Origin of the sequence: Sphingopyxis sp. MWB1, assembly GCF_000763945.1 — a bacterium.
Lineage (GTDB): Bacteria > Pseudomonadota > Alphaproteobacteria > Sphingomonadales > Sphingomonadaceae > Sphingopyxis.
Window position 1 is genome coordinate 374,470 of record NZ_JQFJ01000002.1, and the last position, 15,260, is coordinate 389,729.

At 61.9% G+C, this 15,260-nt stretch carries 15 protein-coding genes and 1 tRNA gene; 8 read left to right on the top strand and 8 right to left on the bottom strand.

What is annotated here, in order from left to right; translation table 11 throughout:
• Positions 1-182: 182 nt before the first annotated feature.
• Genes JV18_RS0102565 through JV18_RS0102575 form a run of 3 tightly spaced genes read left to right on the top strand, consistent with a single transcriptional unit; the run spans position 183 to position 4,082 of the window.
• Positions 183-716 (top strand): RNA polymerase sigma factor, encoded by a 534-nt coding sequence (locus tag JV18_RS0102565; RefSeq protein WP_052071686.1) that lies wholly within the window; start codon positions 183-185, stop codon positions 714-716.
• Positions 709-1,653, top strand: a complete 945-nt coding sequence (locus JV18_RS0102570) for a FecR family protein (RefSeq protein WP_052071687.1) — start codon at positions 709-711, stop codon at positions 1,651-1,653. The genes JV18_RS0102565 and JV18_RS0102570 overlap by 8 nt, the downstream gene beginning before the upstream one ends.
• Entirely contained in the window at positions 1,635-4,082 is a 2,448-nt protein-coding gene (locus JV18_RS0102575) for a TonB-dependent receptor domain-containing protein (protein ID WP_033073294.1), read from the top strand. The genes JV18_RS0102570 and JV18_RS0102575 overlap by 19 nt, the downstream gene beginning before the upstream one ends.
• 131 nt (positions 4,083-4,213) lie before the next feature.
• Here the strand turns inward: JV18_RS0102575 and JV18_RS0102580 are convergent, their stop codons facing one another.
• The 3 genes from JV18_RS0102580 to yghU form a co-directional block, all read right to left on the bottom strand.
• Positions 4,214-5,353, bottom strand: coding sequence for an acyl-CoA dehydrogenase family protein (locus tag JV18_RS0102580; protein ID WP_033073295.1), 1,140 nt, complete (start codon positions 5,351-5,353; stop codon positions 4,214-4,216).
• Positions 5,354-5,461: 108 nt separating this feature from the next.
• Positions 5,462-6,655 carry an acyl-CoA dehydrogenase family protein gene (locus JV18_RS0102585; protein ID WP_033073296.1) on the bottom strand — a complete coding sequence of 398 codons (1,194 nt, stop codon included), beginning with the start codon at positions 6,653-6,655 and terminating at the stop codon, positions 5,462-5,464.
• 364 nt (positions 6,656-7,019) lie between these two features.
• Positions 7,020-7,904: a glutathione-dependent disulfide-bond oxidoreductase gene (gene yghU, locus JV18_RS0102590; RefSeq protein ID WP_033073297.1), complete on the bottom strand. Its 885-nt coding sequence runs from the start codon at positions 7,902-7,904 to the stop codon at positions 7,020-7,022.
• 207 nt (positions 7,905-8,111) lie between these two features.
• Here yghU and JV18_RS0102595 point away from each other — a divergent pair, with 207 nt between their 5' ends.
• The 5 genes from JV18_RS0102595 to JV18_RS0102610 all read left to right on the top strand — a co-directional run bounded on the left by JV18_RS0102595 (position 8,112) and on the right by JV18_RS0102610 (position 13,142).
• Entirely contained in the window at positions 8,112-11,348 is a 3,237-nt protein-coding gene (locus JV18_RS0102595; RefSeq protein WP_052072022.1) for an amidohydrolase family protein, read from the top strand.
• A 163-nt stretch (positions 11,349-11,511) separates the two neighbouring features.
• Positions 11,512-11,601: transfer RNA gene (locus JV18_RS0102600), tRNA-Ser, on the top strand.
• 145 nt (positions 11,602-11,746) lie between these two features.
• The gene (locus JV18_RS14470) at positions 11,747-12,526 is read left to right on the top strand and encodes a tyrosine-type recombinase/integrase (protein WP_235302813.1); all 780 of its coding nucleotides are present in this window, start codon (positions 11,747-11,749) and stop codon (positions 12,524-12,526) included.
• Positions 12,523-12,897, top strand: coding sequence for a tyrosine-type recombinase/integrase (locus tag JV18_RS15750; protein ID WP_327195744.1), 375 nt, complete (start codon positions 12,523-12,525; stop codon positions 12,895-12,897). The genes JV18_RS14470 and JV18_RS15750 overlap by 4 nt, the downstream gene beginning before the upstream one ends.
• Complete coding sequence (locus JV18_RS0102610) at positions 12,894-13,142, top strand: sigma factor-like helix-turn-helix DNA-binding protein (RefSeq protein WP_033073298.1); 249 nt, start codon at positions 12,894-12,896, stop codon at positions 13,140-13,142. The genes JV18_RS15750 and JV18_RS0102610 overlap by 4 nt, the downstream gene beginning before the upstream one ends.
• A gap of 68 nt (positions 13,143-13,210) precedes the next feature.
• Here JV18_RS0102610 and JV18_RS15150 read toward each other — a convergent pair whose 3' ends face one another.
• The 5 genes from JV18_RS15150 to JV18_RS0102635 all read right to left on the bottom strand — a co-directional run bounded on the left by JV18_RS15150 (position 13,211) and on the right by JV18_RS0102635 (position 15,258).
• Complete coding sequence (locus tag JV18_RS15150; protein WP_144243850.1) at positions 13,211-13,552, bottom strand: hypothetical protein; 342 nt, start codon at positions 13,550-13,552, stop codon at positions 13,211-13,213.
• Between the two features lie 5 nt (positions 13,553-13,557).
• Positions 13,558-14,031, bottom strand: coding sequence for a hypothetical protein (locus tag JV18_RS0102620; protein ID WP_033073300.1), 474 nt, complete (start codon positions 14,029-14,031; stop codon positions 13,558-13,560).
• A gap of 72 nt (positions 14,032-14,103) precedes the next feature.
• Positions 14,104-14,352 (bottom strand): hypothetical protein, encoded by a 249-nt coding sequence (locus JV18_RS0102625; protein WP_033073301.1) that lies wholly within the window; start codon positions 14,350-14,352, stop codon positions 14,104-14,106.
• A gap of 169 nt (positions 14,353-14,521) precedes the next feature.
• Complete coding sequence (locus JV18_RS0102630; protein WP_033073302.1) at positions 14,522-15,028, bottom strand: hypothetical protein; 507 nt, start codon at positions 15,026-15,028, stop codon at positions 14,522-14,524.
• The gene (locus JV18_RS0102635; protein WP_033073303.1) at positions 15,025-15,258 is read right to left on the bottom strand and encodes a hypothetical protein; all 234 of its coding nucleotides are present in this window, start codon (positions 15,256-15,258) and stop codon (positions 15,025-15,027) included. Before JV18_RS0102635 ends, JV18_RS0102630 begins: the two co-directional genes overlap by 4 nt.
• Between the last annotated feature and the right edge of the window lie 2 nt (positions 15,259-15,260).

Consider the following 15,260-nt stretch of genomic DNA (forward strand, 5'->3'; position numbering starts at 1 on the left):
TGCTTCCCCCTTGCTTTGGCCTCCAACGGAACATCATGCCCGACCTCGCCGCCCTTGCCCCCTCCCCGCCGCAGTTGCGCCATCGCGCACAGCCGCTATATAGCTGCGTCATCAGGGGGGCCACATGCGTGGGAGGAGAATGGTCCCTGCCGCGACCGACAGTGTTGCAGAAACAGCGATCCATGACCGACGCGACCGACGATCCCGCCCAGCCCGCGCCAAAGCCCTTGCAAGGCATCGAAGCTGTGATGCTGGCGCATCGCGACCGGATCTTGCGCTTTCTGGGTGCGCGCGGCGCGGGCGACATGGCCGAAGACCTGTTCCAAGATCTTTGGATGCGCCTCAGCGAAAGGCATGTTGGCCCTGTGGCCGATCCGCTCGCCTATGTCATGCGCGCGGCCAATAATCTGATGCTCGACCGTTATCGCGCGGCGCGCCAGCGCGAAATTCGCGATGCAGCCTGGGGCGAAACCGCCGCCACGCCGCCGCCCAGCGCCGACGCAGCCCTCATTTCACGCGAACAGCTTGCGCAGGTCGAAGCGGCGGTGGAAGCGGTGGGCGAGCGGCCAGCGCAGATCTTCCGCCGCTTTCGTATCGACGGATTGCCCCAGCGCGCGATTGCGGCCGAACTGGGCATCAGCCTCAGCACGGTTGAGGCCGATTTGCGTAAAGTTTATGCCAGTATCACCGCCGTGCGGAGGCAATTCGATGCCTGACTCCATGCTTTCCGCCGCCGAACAGCAAGCCATCGAATGGCTGATCCGCCAGCGCGATCCCGATTTCAGCGATTGGGACGGCTTTACCGACTGGCTGTCGGCGGCGCCCAGCCATGCTGAAGTCTATGACGCGCTCGCCAGTCTCGACCGCGACCTTGATGATCTGAAAGCGCCCGCGCGCCCGGCGCAGCCGCTGATGCGCGACCCCGCGCTGCCGCAGCCGCGGCGCCAGCTGAGACGGCGCGCCTGGATTGCCGGGGCAGCGGTGGCCGCGCTTGCCATCATCACCCTCCCCAGCCTCGGCCTGTTCGATGGCGTCAAGCAGATCGAAACCGCGGCAGGCGAACAGCGCACCATTCAACTTGCCGATGGCTCCACGATCGCGCTGAATGGCAGCTCATCGCTCGAAATTGACGAGGCACGGCCGCGCTTTGCCCGCCTGGACCAGGGCGAGGCGATGTTCACCATCGTTCATCAGGCGAGCGCCCCCTTTGTGGTTGAGGCCGGGCCATCGAAAATCGTCGATTTGGGTACGGCGTTCAATGTCGTGCGCCGCGCCGATACCACATCGGTTGCGGTGTCGGAGGGGGTCGTTGTCTATAATCCTGATCATCATAATGTTCGCATGACCGCCGGCGAGGCGCTGGAAGCCAGGGACGGCGAGCAAGCCCTCGCCAAACGCCCGGTCGACGTCGCCAATGTGGGCGGCTGGCGCAGCGGCCTTTTGGTCTATAATGGCACACCGCTCGCCATTGTTGCGGAGGACCTGCGCCGCACCGCGGGCGTGGATATTCGTGTCGCGCCGGAAGCCGCCGATTTCTCCTTCCGCGGTGCCTTGGTGATCGATAAGGACCGCAGCCGTACGGTGGCCGATCTGGCGACCTTGTCAGGAACGCGCGCTGAACGGCGCGGTGAAGGATGGATGCTTACGCGCTGACGATTGCCGGTCGCCTCGTTCCGCTCGCGGCCCTGCTCACGAGCCTTTCCGTGCCAGCCCAGGCGGCTGATCAGCACGCTTTCGACGTGCCCAAAGGGCGCCTGTCGGCTGTTCTGCCGTTGCTGAGCCGCCAGGGCGGGGTGAGCATCAGCGTCACCGATGCGAGCTTGTGGAAAGCGCAGGTCAAACCTGTGCGCGGACGGATGAGCATCGAAGAGGCAATCGCCCATATGCTGGCCGGATCAAAGGCCCGCGCCGTACGGATGAGCGCCACAAGTTGGCGGATCGAGCCGCTCCGCGCCGCGCCGCGCAGACTGCCTTTGCAACAGCCTCGATCCAGTCCGAAGCCGCCGTCACCGCCGCCGCATGTGAGCGCCGCGCCGCAGGATGAAATCATCGTCACAGGCTCCAAGACCGACCTGCCCTATGCCCAATTTGCCGGGGCGGCGACGATGCTGGACGGAAAAGAGCTGAACTTCGGCGGAGAGCGCGGCACGGAATCCATTTTGTCGCGCACGGCCAATGTTTCCTCCACCTATTTGGGGTCCGGGCGCAACAAACTGTTTATTCGCGGCATCGCCGATTCCAGCTTCACAGGCCCCACTCAAGCAACCGTCGGCCAATATCTGGGCGATATCCGCCTTGCCTATAATGCGCCCGACCCCGATTTGCGTCTCTATGACGTGGACGGCGTCGAAATATTGGAAGGGCCGCAGGGTACGCTTTACGGCGCGGGGTCGCTGGGCGGCATAATCCGGGTGGTGCCCCGCCCGCCCGATCCGCAGGATCCGGAAATGCAGGTCATCGCCGGTCTGTCCGCAACACAGCATGGCGAACCAGGTGGCGACATCGCGGCCATCGCCAATCTCCCGGTCGGCGATAAGGGCCATGCGCTGCGCCTTCTTGGCTATAACATCAGCGAAGGCGGCTATATCGACAACCCGCTTCTCGGCAAAGATGATGTTAACCGCGTCCATATCTGGGGCGGGCGCGGCACGTTCCGGTTCAATGCGGGCGACGACTGGCTGATCGACGTGGGCGGTGTCTATCAGGCGACCGATGCCGACGACGCACAATATACCGACAAGGATGCCCCGCCGCTCGAACGCTATTCGCCGGTCGAGCAAAACTCACGCGCGCGTTATGGCATGGCGACGCTGGTGTTCCAAAAGGATTGGGACAGCCTGCGTCTGCAATCCTCGAACGCCTTCATCTCGCACAGCCTGTTCGAACGCTTCGACGCCGGGCGTTCCGGCGAACCGTCGCGGGCGCTTGATCAATATAATGATACGCGCATGTGGGTTAGCGAGACGCGGCTGTCGCGGCCCTATTATGACGGGCTGGGCTGGGTAGTCGGCGTCAGCGTGATCGACAATCGCACCCGTCAGCGGCGCGAGCTGAACGACCGGTTGTTCCGGTCCGCGCTGACCGGCGTGACCAATCAGATTACCGAATTTACCGCTTATGGCGAAGCCACCGTCGAATTGAATCCCTTGCTGGTCGCAACCGGCGGGGTTCGGCTGGCGCATGCCAGGCTCCGCGGCGAGGGCGAGGATGTGCCGCTGTTCAAAGCGCTGATGGGAGGCGCCGATACCGCAAAGCGCAACGAAACCGACTTTCTGCCCTCGGCATCGCTCCTCTTCACCCCGATGGACAACTTCCGCCTCTACGCCCGGTATCAGGAAGGTTTCCGACCAGGCGGGTTGACGGTCGAGCGCAGCTTTGTCCGGCATTTCCGCAACGATCGCGTGCATACATGGGAAGCGGGAATGCGCCTGGGCAAAAAGAGTGAAACCCCGGTCGACGCCAATCTCGCCCTCTCCTATTCGCGCTGGTACGATATTCAGGCCGATTTCATTGATGGCGACGGTTTTCCGAGTACGGCCAATATTGGGGATGGACGGATCGTCAGCCTGTCTGGCGCCTTTGCCATGCGCCCGACGCCGCAGCTCACTTTCGAATTGGGCGGCGTCTATAATCACAGCCGCGTGTCGGAATTGTTCGAAGGCGAATTGCGCTCCATCGCACTTGCCGCTGGTGCCGACACCGCCGAAAGCCAATTGCCCGCGCTGCTCGCACGCCTGGGGCAGATACCCAACGTCGCCCGCTATGCGTTTCGTGGATCGGCCACTTATGTGATGGCGATGGGACGCGAGGATTTTCGATTAAATGGCTGGGCCAATTATGTCGGTCCCTCGCGGGTTGGCATCGGGCCGGTGCTGGGCGAAAGCCAGGGCGATTATATCGATACGGGCCTCGCCATGCGGCTGGGCAATGAACGGCGCGGCCTGTCCTTCACCCTCACCAATTTGTTCGACGCGCGCGGCAACCGCTTTGCGCTCGGCACCCCCTTTGTGGAGGGATCGGCAGGCTATCTCACCCCGCTGCGCCCGCGCACGCTCCGCATCGCGATTGACGTCGCTTATTAGGTTTATGGAGATGTCGTGCTCCCGCGACAGCGCGGGGCCATCTCCGGTCGGCGCGGCGTAAGCCCACGCAAAATGGGTCCCCGCCTTCGCGGGAACCCATTTCAGGGGTCATCCCCTCACCTCCTCGCCGTTCAATCGGCGAGCGTCAGCCGTGCATAACGCTCCATATGATAATCATGGCTGCCGAACTGGCCTTCGATGATCGTCGCACGCTTGAAATAATGGCCGATGGCGAGTTCCTGCGTGATGCCGATCCCGCCATGCGTCTGGATCGCATTCTGGCCGACGAAATTGGCGCCGCGGCTGACCTTCGCCTTGCACGCCGACACCGCGGCCATACGCTCTGCCGCGGGCAGGTCGATCTTCAGCGTGCCCATGATCGTCATCGAGCGCGCCTGTTCGACCTCCATGAACATGTCGACCATGCGGTGCTGCAGCACCTGGAATTTGGCGATGGGAATGCCGAACTGCTTGCGCTGCTGCGTATATTCCAGCGTCCCTTCGTGCAGCTTCTGCATCACGCCAGTCGCCTCGGCGCAGATCGCGACCGTCGCTTCATCGACAATCTGTTCGATCAGCGGCAGCGCCGCGCCTTCGCCGCCGACCAGCGCATCGCCCGGAATGGCGACATTTTCGAAATAGATTTCCGACGCGCGGTTGCCGTCGACGGTCGGATAATCGCGCCGCACGATTCCAGGCAGCTTGGCGTCGATCAGGAACAGCGACACGCCCTCGGCATCGCGCTGGCCGCCGCCGGTGCGCGCGGTGACGAGCAAATGGGTCGCCCAAGGCGCGGCATAGACGACGCCTTTGTGACCATTGAGGAGATAGCCCGCGCCGTCCTTCTTCGCCGTCGTCTTGATATTGGCGAGGTGATAGCGCCCCTGCGGCTCGGCATAGGCAAAGGCGATGATGGCATTGCCCGCAATAATCTCGGGGATCATCGCATCGGCCTGCGCGCCGCCCACGGCTTTCAGCGCGCCGCCCGCGATGACGACGGTGGGCAGATAGGGCTCGATGCCCAGCACCTTGCCCAATTCCTCCATCACAATGGCATTTTCCAGCGCACCGCCGCCGAGGCCGCCATGCTCTTCGGCAAAAGGCGCGCCCAGCATTCCGAGTTCCTGCGCCAACGCGGTCCAGATGGCGGGGTCGCGCCCCGTGTCGCTGTTGATGAACTTCTGGCGCGTTTCAAACTCATAAGTGTCGGCGAGGAAGCGCGACAGCGTGTCGCGGATCATATCCTGCGTTTCGGTGTAGGTGAAATCCATTATTCTTGTCCTCGTCGCCCCCGCGAAGGCGGGGGCCGCTGGCGTTTCAAACTGCGGCGCTCGATCAGGCCGATGACGGTCCCCGCCCTGGCGAGGACAACACCTTCGTCAGAGTCCGAGCACCATCTTCGCGATGATGTTCCGCTGAATCTCGTTCGAGCCGCCATAAATGGTGGTCTTGCGCATGTTGAAATAGGTCGGCGCGGCGCGATGGGCATAATCGGGCCCGATCGGATGCTCATTGTCACCATCGCCAAAGCCGCGGAAATAGGGCGCGCCATAATGGCCGACCGCTTCCAGCGTCAGTTCGGTCAACCGCTGCTGGATTTCCGAGCCCTTGATCTTGAGCAGGCTCGATTCAGGGCCGGGGCCCTTGCCCGCATTGGGACCGGCCAGCCCGCGCAATTCGGTGAACTCGAGCGCGGTCAGGTCGACCTCCAGCTCGGCGAGCTTGCGCTTGAAGAAGGGGTTGGCGATCAGCGGCTTGTCGCCGTCCAGCTCGGTGCGGGCGATTTCCTTCACCTTCTCCACCCCGCGCTTCGACGACGCGACCCCGGCGATGCCGGTGCGCTCGTGCGCGAGCAGGAACTTGGCGCAGGTCCAGCCCTTGTTTTCTTCGTAAACGCGGTTTTCGACCGGGACGCGCACGTCCTCCAGCCATACCTCATTGACTTCATGCTCGCCGCCCAGCGTGATGATCGGGCGCACGGTGATGCCGGGCGACTTCATGTCGATCAGCAGGAAGCTGATACCTTCCTGCGGCTTGGCTTCCTTGTCGGTGCGGACAAGGAAAAAGCCCCAGTCGGCGTGCTGCGCCAGCGTGGTCCAGGTTTTCTGGCCGTTGACGACATAATGGTCGCCGTCGCGCACCGCCGTGGTGCGAAGCGAGGCGAGGTCGCTGCCCGCGCCGGGCTCCGAATAGCCCTGGCACCACCAGTCTTCGCCCGACAGGATGCGCGGCAGGAAGCGGGCCTTCTGTTCGGGCGTGCCAAAGGTGTAGATAACGGGCCCGACCATTGACAGGCCAAAGGGCAGCAGGCGGATGCAGTCGGCGCGCGCCGTTTCTTCGGAAAAGATAAAGCGCTGCGTCGGCGTCCAGCCGGTGCCGCCATATTCGACGGGCCACGCGGGGGCGACCCAGCCCTTTTTATACAGGATCTTGTGCCAGGCGAGGAAATCCTCCTTGGACAGTTCCTCCCCCTCATCCTGTTTGCCGCGCAGTTCGGCGGGGTAATTTTCGGCGATGAAGTCGCGCACTTCCTTCTGGAAGGCGAGATCTTCGGGGCTGAACTCCATGTCCATCTCGAATCTCCCTTGAGCTATGCGGGAACCATAGCTGTCACTCTCGTTTACGTAAACGGAAAGTTGCAGCTTGCAATGCTTCCAAGGAGACAGATTGGAACGGGCGTGTCGCTATGTCTAGAATAGATCAGGCTTTTTACGGCTCTCGTCCCGCTAGCGACGCCGCGCATCCCGGGATGGCTTTTTTGGCGCGAAGGGCAGCGAAAACTCGCTGCCCTTCAACTTAACCGCACCCCGATCTCTGGGGAAAGCGCGTGGAACCATTTAAAACATTGGTAAATAACAATAATATCATAAGGTGCGTGCCGCGCACAACTTACGCTACGCGACACTTTCGCAAACTTCCGCGCCCGTTCCCCGCGCCTCACCCATCAGCGGCTTCTGGCGCCAGCTTGTCCTGCGTCCGCAAGTCGAAATCCGACGCATCATGGCGCTCGTGAAGCTGGCTGGAGGGCTTTCCAGTCACCCGGTTCACCATCCGTCCCCGCTGCACTGCGGGCCGCGCGGCGATCAAGTCGGTCCAGCGCTGCACATGCTCATATTCCTGCACCTGCAGAAACTCGCCTGCATCATAGACCAGCCCCTTGGCCAGCGCGCCATACCAAGGCCAGATCGCCATGTCGGCGATGCTATAATCGGCGCCCGCCACATATTCATGCTCGGCCAGTCGCCGGTTGAGCACGTCAAGTTGCCGCTTCACTTCCATCGCATAGCGGTTGATCGGATATTCCTGCTTGAAGGGGGCATAGGCATAGAAATGCCCGAATCCGCCGCCCAGAAAGGGCGCGCTGCCCATCTGCCACATCAGCCACGACAGCGTCTCCGCCCGCACCGCGCCATCCGCGGGAAGAAAGGCGCCGAACTTCTCGGCCAGGTAAATCAGGATCGCCCCCGATTCAAACACCCGCACCGGATTGGTCCCGCTGCGATCGACCAGCGCGGGAATCTTGCTGTTCGGATTGGCATCGACAAAGCCGCTCGAAAACTGGTCGCCTTCATTGATCCGGATCAGCCAGGCATCATATTCGGCGCCTGTATGCCCCGCCGCGAGCAGTTCCTCCAGCATCACGGTGACCTTCACCCCATTGGGCGTACCGAGCGAATACAGCTGGAGCGGATGCTTGCCGACCGGCAGTTCCTTGTCATGCGTGGGCCCGGCAATCGGGCGGTTGATATTGGCGAAGCGCCCCCCGTTTTCCTTGTCCCATGTCCAAACCCTGGGCGGAACATATTCCTTCGCATCGCTCATCTACCGGCTCCTGTCATTTGGTTGCTCATCACAACGTAGGAAGCCGCCGCGCCCGCGTCCACCTCGCCCCCGGCCAACAAATGCTTGTCGCGGCTAAAGGCGAAGGCGGGCCGCCCGTCGATGCGCGGCGCCCTTTCGTCGAAGGTCGTGATTGGCCTTCCGCCTGCCAGAGCATATGCTGTCCTTTCGATTCAACCGGGGACCATCATGCACCGTTTTTCTGCGCTTTTCGCTGCGAGCCTGCTCGGCTCGGCCTCTGTCTTCGCCCAGACCGCACCCGCCAGCCCTGCTGCCGAGGGCGCGAAGGAGGCGGCGTGGGACGTCAACGCCCCGCCCGGAATGACGACGCGCAGCGTGCCCCTCGCGGTGGACGAGGGGAGCTGGATGAATATCGACGTCGCCCCCGACGGGCGGACGATCGCCTTCGATCTGCTCGGCGATATTTACACCATGCCGATCGAAGGCGGCACACCGACCCGCATCGCCGAGGGCCTCGCCTTTGAACACCAGCCGCGCTTTTCGCCCGATGGCCGCCGCATCGCCTTTGTGTCTGACCGGGGCGGCGGGGATAATATCTGGGTGATGAACCGCGACGGCAGCGACAAGCGCCAGCTCAGCAAGGAAGCCTTCCGCCTGCTCAACCAGCCAAGTTGGAGCCCCGACGGCGAATATATTGTCGCGAAGAAGCATTTCACCACAGGCCGCTCGCTCGGCACCGGCGAAGTGTGGCTTTATCATGTGTCGGGCGGTGAAGGCGTTCCGCTCGTCAAGCGTCCCAACGAGCGCCATCAAAAGGAATTGGGCGAACCGATTTTCGCTCCCGATGGCAAGAGCGTCTATTTCACGCGCAACGTCACGTCCGGCCCGATCTTCGAATATGCGCAGGACAGCAATGGCGACCTTTTTCATATCGAGCGCTATGATCTGGAAAGCGGCGAAACCTCGACCGCTGCATCGGGCAATGGCGGCGCCGTGCGCCCCACCCCCTCCCCTGATGGCAAGCGCCTCGCCTTCGTCCGGCGGGAGGCGACCCAGTCGAAGCTCTATGTGAAGGATCTGGCATCGGGCGCCGAGCGCAAAATCTATGATGCGCTCGATCAGGATATGCAGGAAACTTGGGCGGTAACGGGCGTCTATCCCAATATGGCCTGGACGCCCGACAGCCAGTCGCTGCTTTTCTGGGCAGGCGGAAAGCTGCGCCGCGTCAATGCCGCGGGCGGCGAAGCGCGCATCATCCCCTTCCAGATCGCCGACGACCGGGTGATCATCGACGCCCAGCATCCGAAGGTAGAGGTCGCGCCCGACAGCTTTACGACGCAAATGCCCCGCTGGGCCGAAGTCTCACCCGATGGGCGCCAGATCGTCTTTGAAACGCTGGGCAAACTCTGGATCAAACCCGCATCAGGTGGCGCCGCGCGGCGGCTGACCGCAGCCAAGGATGATGGCTTTGAACTCTGGCCGAGCTGGTCGCGCGACGGGCGGCAGATTGTCTTCGTGCGCTGGACCGACGCCGGGCTGGGCGAGATCCACAGCATCGGCGCAGGCGGCGGCGCTTCGCGCAAGCTCAGCACGACGCCTGGCCATTATGCCGAACCGCGCTTTTCCCCCGATGGCAAGATGATCATTTTCGAACGCCGCACAGGCGGCGGCTTGACCGCCGACCGCTGGGACGAAAATCCCGGCATCTATCGCATGGCGGCCAGCGGCGGCGACGCGGCCCGGGTGGCGTCCGATGGCGCGAAGCCCCAATTTGGTGCCGACAATGACCGTGTTTTCATGGTCACGGCGGACGGCGGCAAGAGCCAGCTGGTCAGCACCGATCTCAATGGCGAGGCCAAACGCGTCCATGCAAATGGCGACCTCGTCAGCGATTATGAAATTTCGCCCGACGGTCGCACCCTCGCCTTTCGGCAGAATTACGACATTTATGTCACCCCGCTGATGCCGGGCGGACAGGATGTGACGCTTGGCACCAAAAGCGCCGCGCTGCCCGTCACACGGGTGAGCGGCAGCGGCGCCGACTATGCCCATTGGTCCAACAGTGGCCGCCGCCTGCACTGGAGCCGGGGCGCCACGCTGTTCAGCGCCGACCTCGACCAGCTTTTTCCGCAAGCGCCGGGGCAGGACGCGGCCAAATTCACCCCGCCGACCCAGGGCGTGTCGCTGGCAATGACCCGCGCCGCTGACAAGCCGCGCGGGCGTGTGCTCATCACCGGGGCGAAAATCGTGACCATGGCGGACGATCAGGGCGGCATTATCGAAAATGGCGCGATCCTGATCGAGAATGATCGTATTGCCGCCATCGGTCCCGCCGCGGCCATAACCGTCCCTGCCGGGACCTTGACCGTCGATGCGGCGGGCAAGACAATCCTTCCCGGCTTCGTCGATGCCCATGCCCATGGTCCGCACGGCGCCGATGAGCTGATCCCGCAGCAAAACTGGTCCGAAATCGCCAATCTCGCGCTGGGCACGACGACGAGCCACAACCCCTCGTCGCGCGCCTCGGAAATCTTCGTCTCATCCGAAATGCAGCGCGCCGGACTGATCCTCGCCCCGCGTATCTTCTCGACGGGCGAAATCATCTATGGCGCCAAGGCGGCAGGCGTTTATGCGGAGATCAACAGCTATGATGATGCGCTCGCCCATGTCCGCCGGCTGAAGGCGCAGGGCGCGCACAGCGTCAAAAACTATAACCAGCCGCGCCGCGAACAGCGGCAGATGGTCGTGAAGGCCGCGCAGGCCGAGGGGATGACGGTCGTTCCCGAGGGCGGCTCGCTCTACACCATGGACGTGTCGCTCATTCAGGACGGCAATTCGACCATCGAGCATAATATCCCGCTGCACGTCTTCTATAAGGATCTGGTGCAGCTTTGGGGGCAGACAGTGGTCGATTATACCCCAACCCTGGTGGTGACCTATGGCGGCCCGGCGGGCGACCCCTATTGGCGGGCGCACAGCGATGTCTGGACGCACCCGCTGCTCAGCCGCCATGCTCCGCCCGGCGAACTTGCCGCGAATAACAAGCGCCGTGTCATCGCGCCGGAAAGCGATTATGTCGACGATGATGCCGCGCGGCAGGCCCTAAAAATTGCGAAGGTCGGGCGCAATGTCTCCATCGGCGCGCATGGCCAGCAGGCCGGGCTCGGCGCGCATTGGGAAATCTGGTCTTTCGCGCGCGGGGGGTGGAGCAATATCGACGCGCTGCGGGCTGCCACCATCATGCCCGCACGTGCGCTGGGCTATGCCGATGATGTCGGATCGCTGGAGGTGGGCAAGCTTGCCGATCTCCTCATTCTCGATGCCGATCCGACCGAGAATATCCGCAGCACCGACCAGATCCACCGCGTGATGCTGGGCGGGCGCCTTTATGACCCCCTCACCATGGACGAGGCCGAAACGGGCAATCGCAAACGCACGCCCTATTGGTGGGAAGCAGCCGAGTAGAGTGGATGGAGCGGTGGAAAAGCGCTCAAGCTTTTCCGCCGCTTATCCTCGCCCCCTGTTTCCGCCTGCCTCGCGCCGCGAATGAGCGCGGCCAGCCATCATCTCGTCAAAAGAAGGGTTGCAACGCGCGCGCGCCGTCGCTAGGGGGCACTCCTCTCAGCGAGGAGAGTTGGCTGAGTGGTCGAAAGCGTCGCACTCGAAATGCGAAGTGCCCGCAAGGGTACCGAGGGTTCGAATCCCTCACTCTCCTCCAATTTCTTATTTCCACACATCCACGACCATCCGCCGAGAGCCTAGGGAAACCTAGGCTCTCCGGGGTGTTTCGTATCCTCATGTATCCCATGTTGTCCAGACCCACACATTTGATTTTGTGGTAAGAAACGTGGGAAAAAATCAGCATGAAAAGGCTATCGGTCAGCGCCGTTAAGTCGGCTTCCCGTCCCGGTCGATTCTCCGACGGTGACGGTCTCTATCTCGTCGTGCAGCCGGGAGGCAGCAAGAGCTGGGTGTGCCGGGTCCAGAAGGCGGGCAATCGCCGAGACTTCGGCATAGGCAGCGCGGCAAAGGTCAGCTTGGGAGAGGCCCGCGAGCGAGCGCGGGAAATCCGTAGCCAAGTCGAGATGGGGCTCGACCCACTGTTCGAGCGCCGGAAGGCGCAAGGCATCCCGACCTTTCGCGAAGCCACCGCCAAGGTTCTGGCGGCTCATCGGAAATCTTGGAAGAACGAGAAGCACGAAGCGCAGTGGCAGCAAAGCCTTCGCGACTACGCTTTTCCGCATATCGGCAATGTCCGGGTCAATGAGATTACCGGCCCGATGATCCGCAATCTGCTTTCAGAGATTTGGCTGTCGAAGCCTGAAACCGCCCGCCGCGTTCGCCAACGCGTCGGTGCCGTCCTCAATTGGGCCTACTCGTCGGGCTATCGCGACAGTGAAGCGCCCATGCAGGCGATTACTAAAGGCCTGCCGCGCCAGCCAAAGCAGGACGGCCATTTTGCAGCGATGCCTTTCACGAAGGTCCCCGCTTTCATCCCTGCGCTGCGGGAGCGAGAGTCATTCAGTCGCCTTGCCCTCGAGTTCGCCATCCTCACGGCCTCGCGGTCAGGCGAGGTGCGCGGAGCCACTTGGGATGAGACGACCTTGCGGACCGCCTGTGGACCATCCCGAAGGGCCGTATGAAGGCAAACCGGGAGCATGTGGTGCCCCTATGCTCTCGCGCCATCCGCATCGTCGAGCGGTGCGCCGAACTTCGCCTTCCCGGTTGCCCCATTATCTTTCCCGGAGTCCGTGGAAAGCAGCCGATGTCGGATATGACGATGAGCAAGCTGCTCAAGGAAATGGGGCAGCCATTTACGTCCCACGGCTTCCGCTCCTCGTTTCGGGATTGGGTGAGCGAAGAAACCAACCATCCCAGCGACGTGGCCGAAGCCGCCCTCGCCCACATCGTCGCAAACAAGACGGAGGCCGCATATCGGCGCGGTAATCTCCTAGAGAAGCGCCGCGTGATGATGGCGGAATGGGCAGACTATTGCGAAGGCGACAAGTCGTGAGCCGCTACACCCGCGCGCGGCGGCACCTACTTCGCCGTTATGAGCGCGCCGTGGATCAGATCGACGAGGCGGATCGCGCCATCTCCTTAGGCCACCGCGTCGAAGAGCTAAGCTATCGCCAGCTTGCCGAGCGCCATGGCGTCAGCGTCCCGGAGGTCGAGCAAGCGATGATCCGCAGTTTGCGGGTCATCGCGCAGGCATTCGATGGAAAGAACCGCAGGTGGTGGCAATTCTGGCGCCGTTGACGGCGCTTCGACCTTGCCAATTAGCCGCCGTCTCGACAGGGTGCCGCCAGCATGAAAACCGACCTCGATCATCTTCCGGCCAACAAGCAACGCGAACTCGAACGCGTGAAAGCCATGCCGGTTCGGGAAGAATGAACCCAGCCGAGTTCAAACGGGAACTCGGCGGCGCGTTCCTTCACTCCCGCCTTCTCGAAATCGCCGTGATGATGCCCGACGTTGGGAATTTTGACGGCGGCGGTTCCGATCAGGGTTTCACCATCATGGAGCGTCACCAGCGCAACCGCCCGATCGACAAGGCCGGGAAGCGTTTGCGCGTTCACCTGACCGCCTTTCAGGACGAAGGCGATGAACTCCTGCCGCTCGTGTTCTGTCATTTCAGCGGCAGTACATACTCGCGGGGTCATGGTCATCTTACCTAGCTTTCGATGCGGCTATCCGGGCGGATGAAGTGCGAACGGGTGGCAACGACATATTCCAGTTCGGCGCTCGCTTCCTTCGCGACACCGGCGAGACTGAAATAGGTGAAATGGGTCTCCGGTTTCTCGAACCATGCGATCAGTGGGCCGCCGCTGATGCCGCCGAGATTTTTGTTTCGGGGTAGCTGAGGAACGCCCGGCACAGGAATGTGATGATCGTGATCGGGGGCCCAAGTGATCTGGTCTTCGGAGACGCGGCGGGAAATGCCGACGACACCGAGCATTCCCCAGCCGACCTGCCGGTTCGGAAGCTCCTGACGCTCCTCGCCGATATAGCCGCACATCATGATGCCACGCCCTTCCTGCGGCACATCCTGCGGACGACACAGCGAAACCGGCATGATCTCCTTACCGACCGACGCCAGCACCTTTTCATCAAGTCGGAGCGTCGCCAGATCGAGCCGCTCGTCCATGTCGATTATGTCCGCCGTGAACTCGGCGTTTCCGAGTTGAAAGACACAGCCGGGCTTTCCAGCATCCGATAGTTACTCGGCGATGACATGGGCGGCGGTGACGCCGAAAACATGTTCACCGGCCCGAACATAACTCAATGTGCCGTTGGCGCGGATGGGGCGGGCGCCGCTGTCGTCGGGCAAGTGCCAGTAGATGGGCGAGCAAATGCGAGCCAATATTTCGAAGTTATAGCGGCCAAGATCGCCACGCATCAGTTCCTTGGCACGGTCTACGGATACCGGATGATCTTCCGGCCACGAACCCTGATCAGTAAAGCTCATCGCCCCTCCTAGTCTTGGATATCAGTGACGATTAGCGATGACCCCTCTGCGAGCAATGCGTGGCGGCAAGGCCTTTGCAGTCGAAGGGCCGTTGTCGTAGTTATGACGGCTGATTGCCCGACTGCTCCAGCCCTATTATCGATCAGCCACGCGGTGATCGATTGCCATGTCACAGCCCATACTTCTCAACGACCGAATAGATCGCGATATAATCCTCGCGCCTAAATTTCGATGGATATGAAAAGCCGTGCTTCTTTGAGATGTGCGCCAGAGTCTTATAGTGATCCGGCAACGTGCGAATTGCAGCCGCGTTTATCTTGGCTAGCAGCACATCGTCGCGCACGGATGCATCGACCTTCCCCGACATGATGGCCGCGCACAGGAAATTGAGTTGCAAGAAATATTGATCGCCAGCGCGCGCAATCTCCACGAAGTTCGTCAAATCAGCATTCGAGGCGGCATCAAAGTCGGCCAGCGCCTTTGTATAGGCGTCGTAGGCCTTGTCGTGATCGTCACGAAGGGACTTGGCATTCTCGTAGTTTCTTTGTTCGAGATCCTTGCGGTCTTTCTTGGACATCCAAAATTGATTGCCGAACCATCCTGCGAGGCCTGTGAGGATCGGGAGGCCAAAATCTTTTAAAAGGTCGAAGGTCGTCGGATCAGCCTCAGTACTCATTTTTCCCGCGCCCGATTCAGCAAGGCTTCTATTGTATCGGCCTCGGCTTTGAGGATGAGATTTTCATTGATCGTGAAGAGATACTTGGCAGCTATGCGCCCAGCTTCCTCAGGTTGCACCCCTTCGCTGATGAGGTTTTGAACCTGCCGCGCCCATTCACGTGCCTGCTCTTCGGTCGGTATCTCTTCCAGCCGATACTTGATGCGAAGCGATGGGCCAAGGTCACGCATGG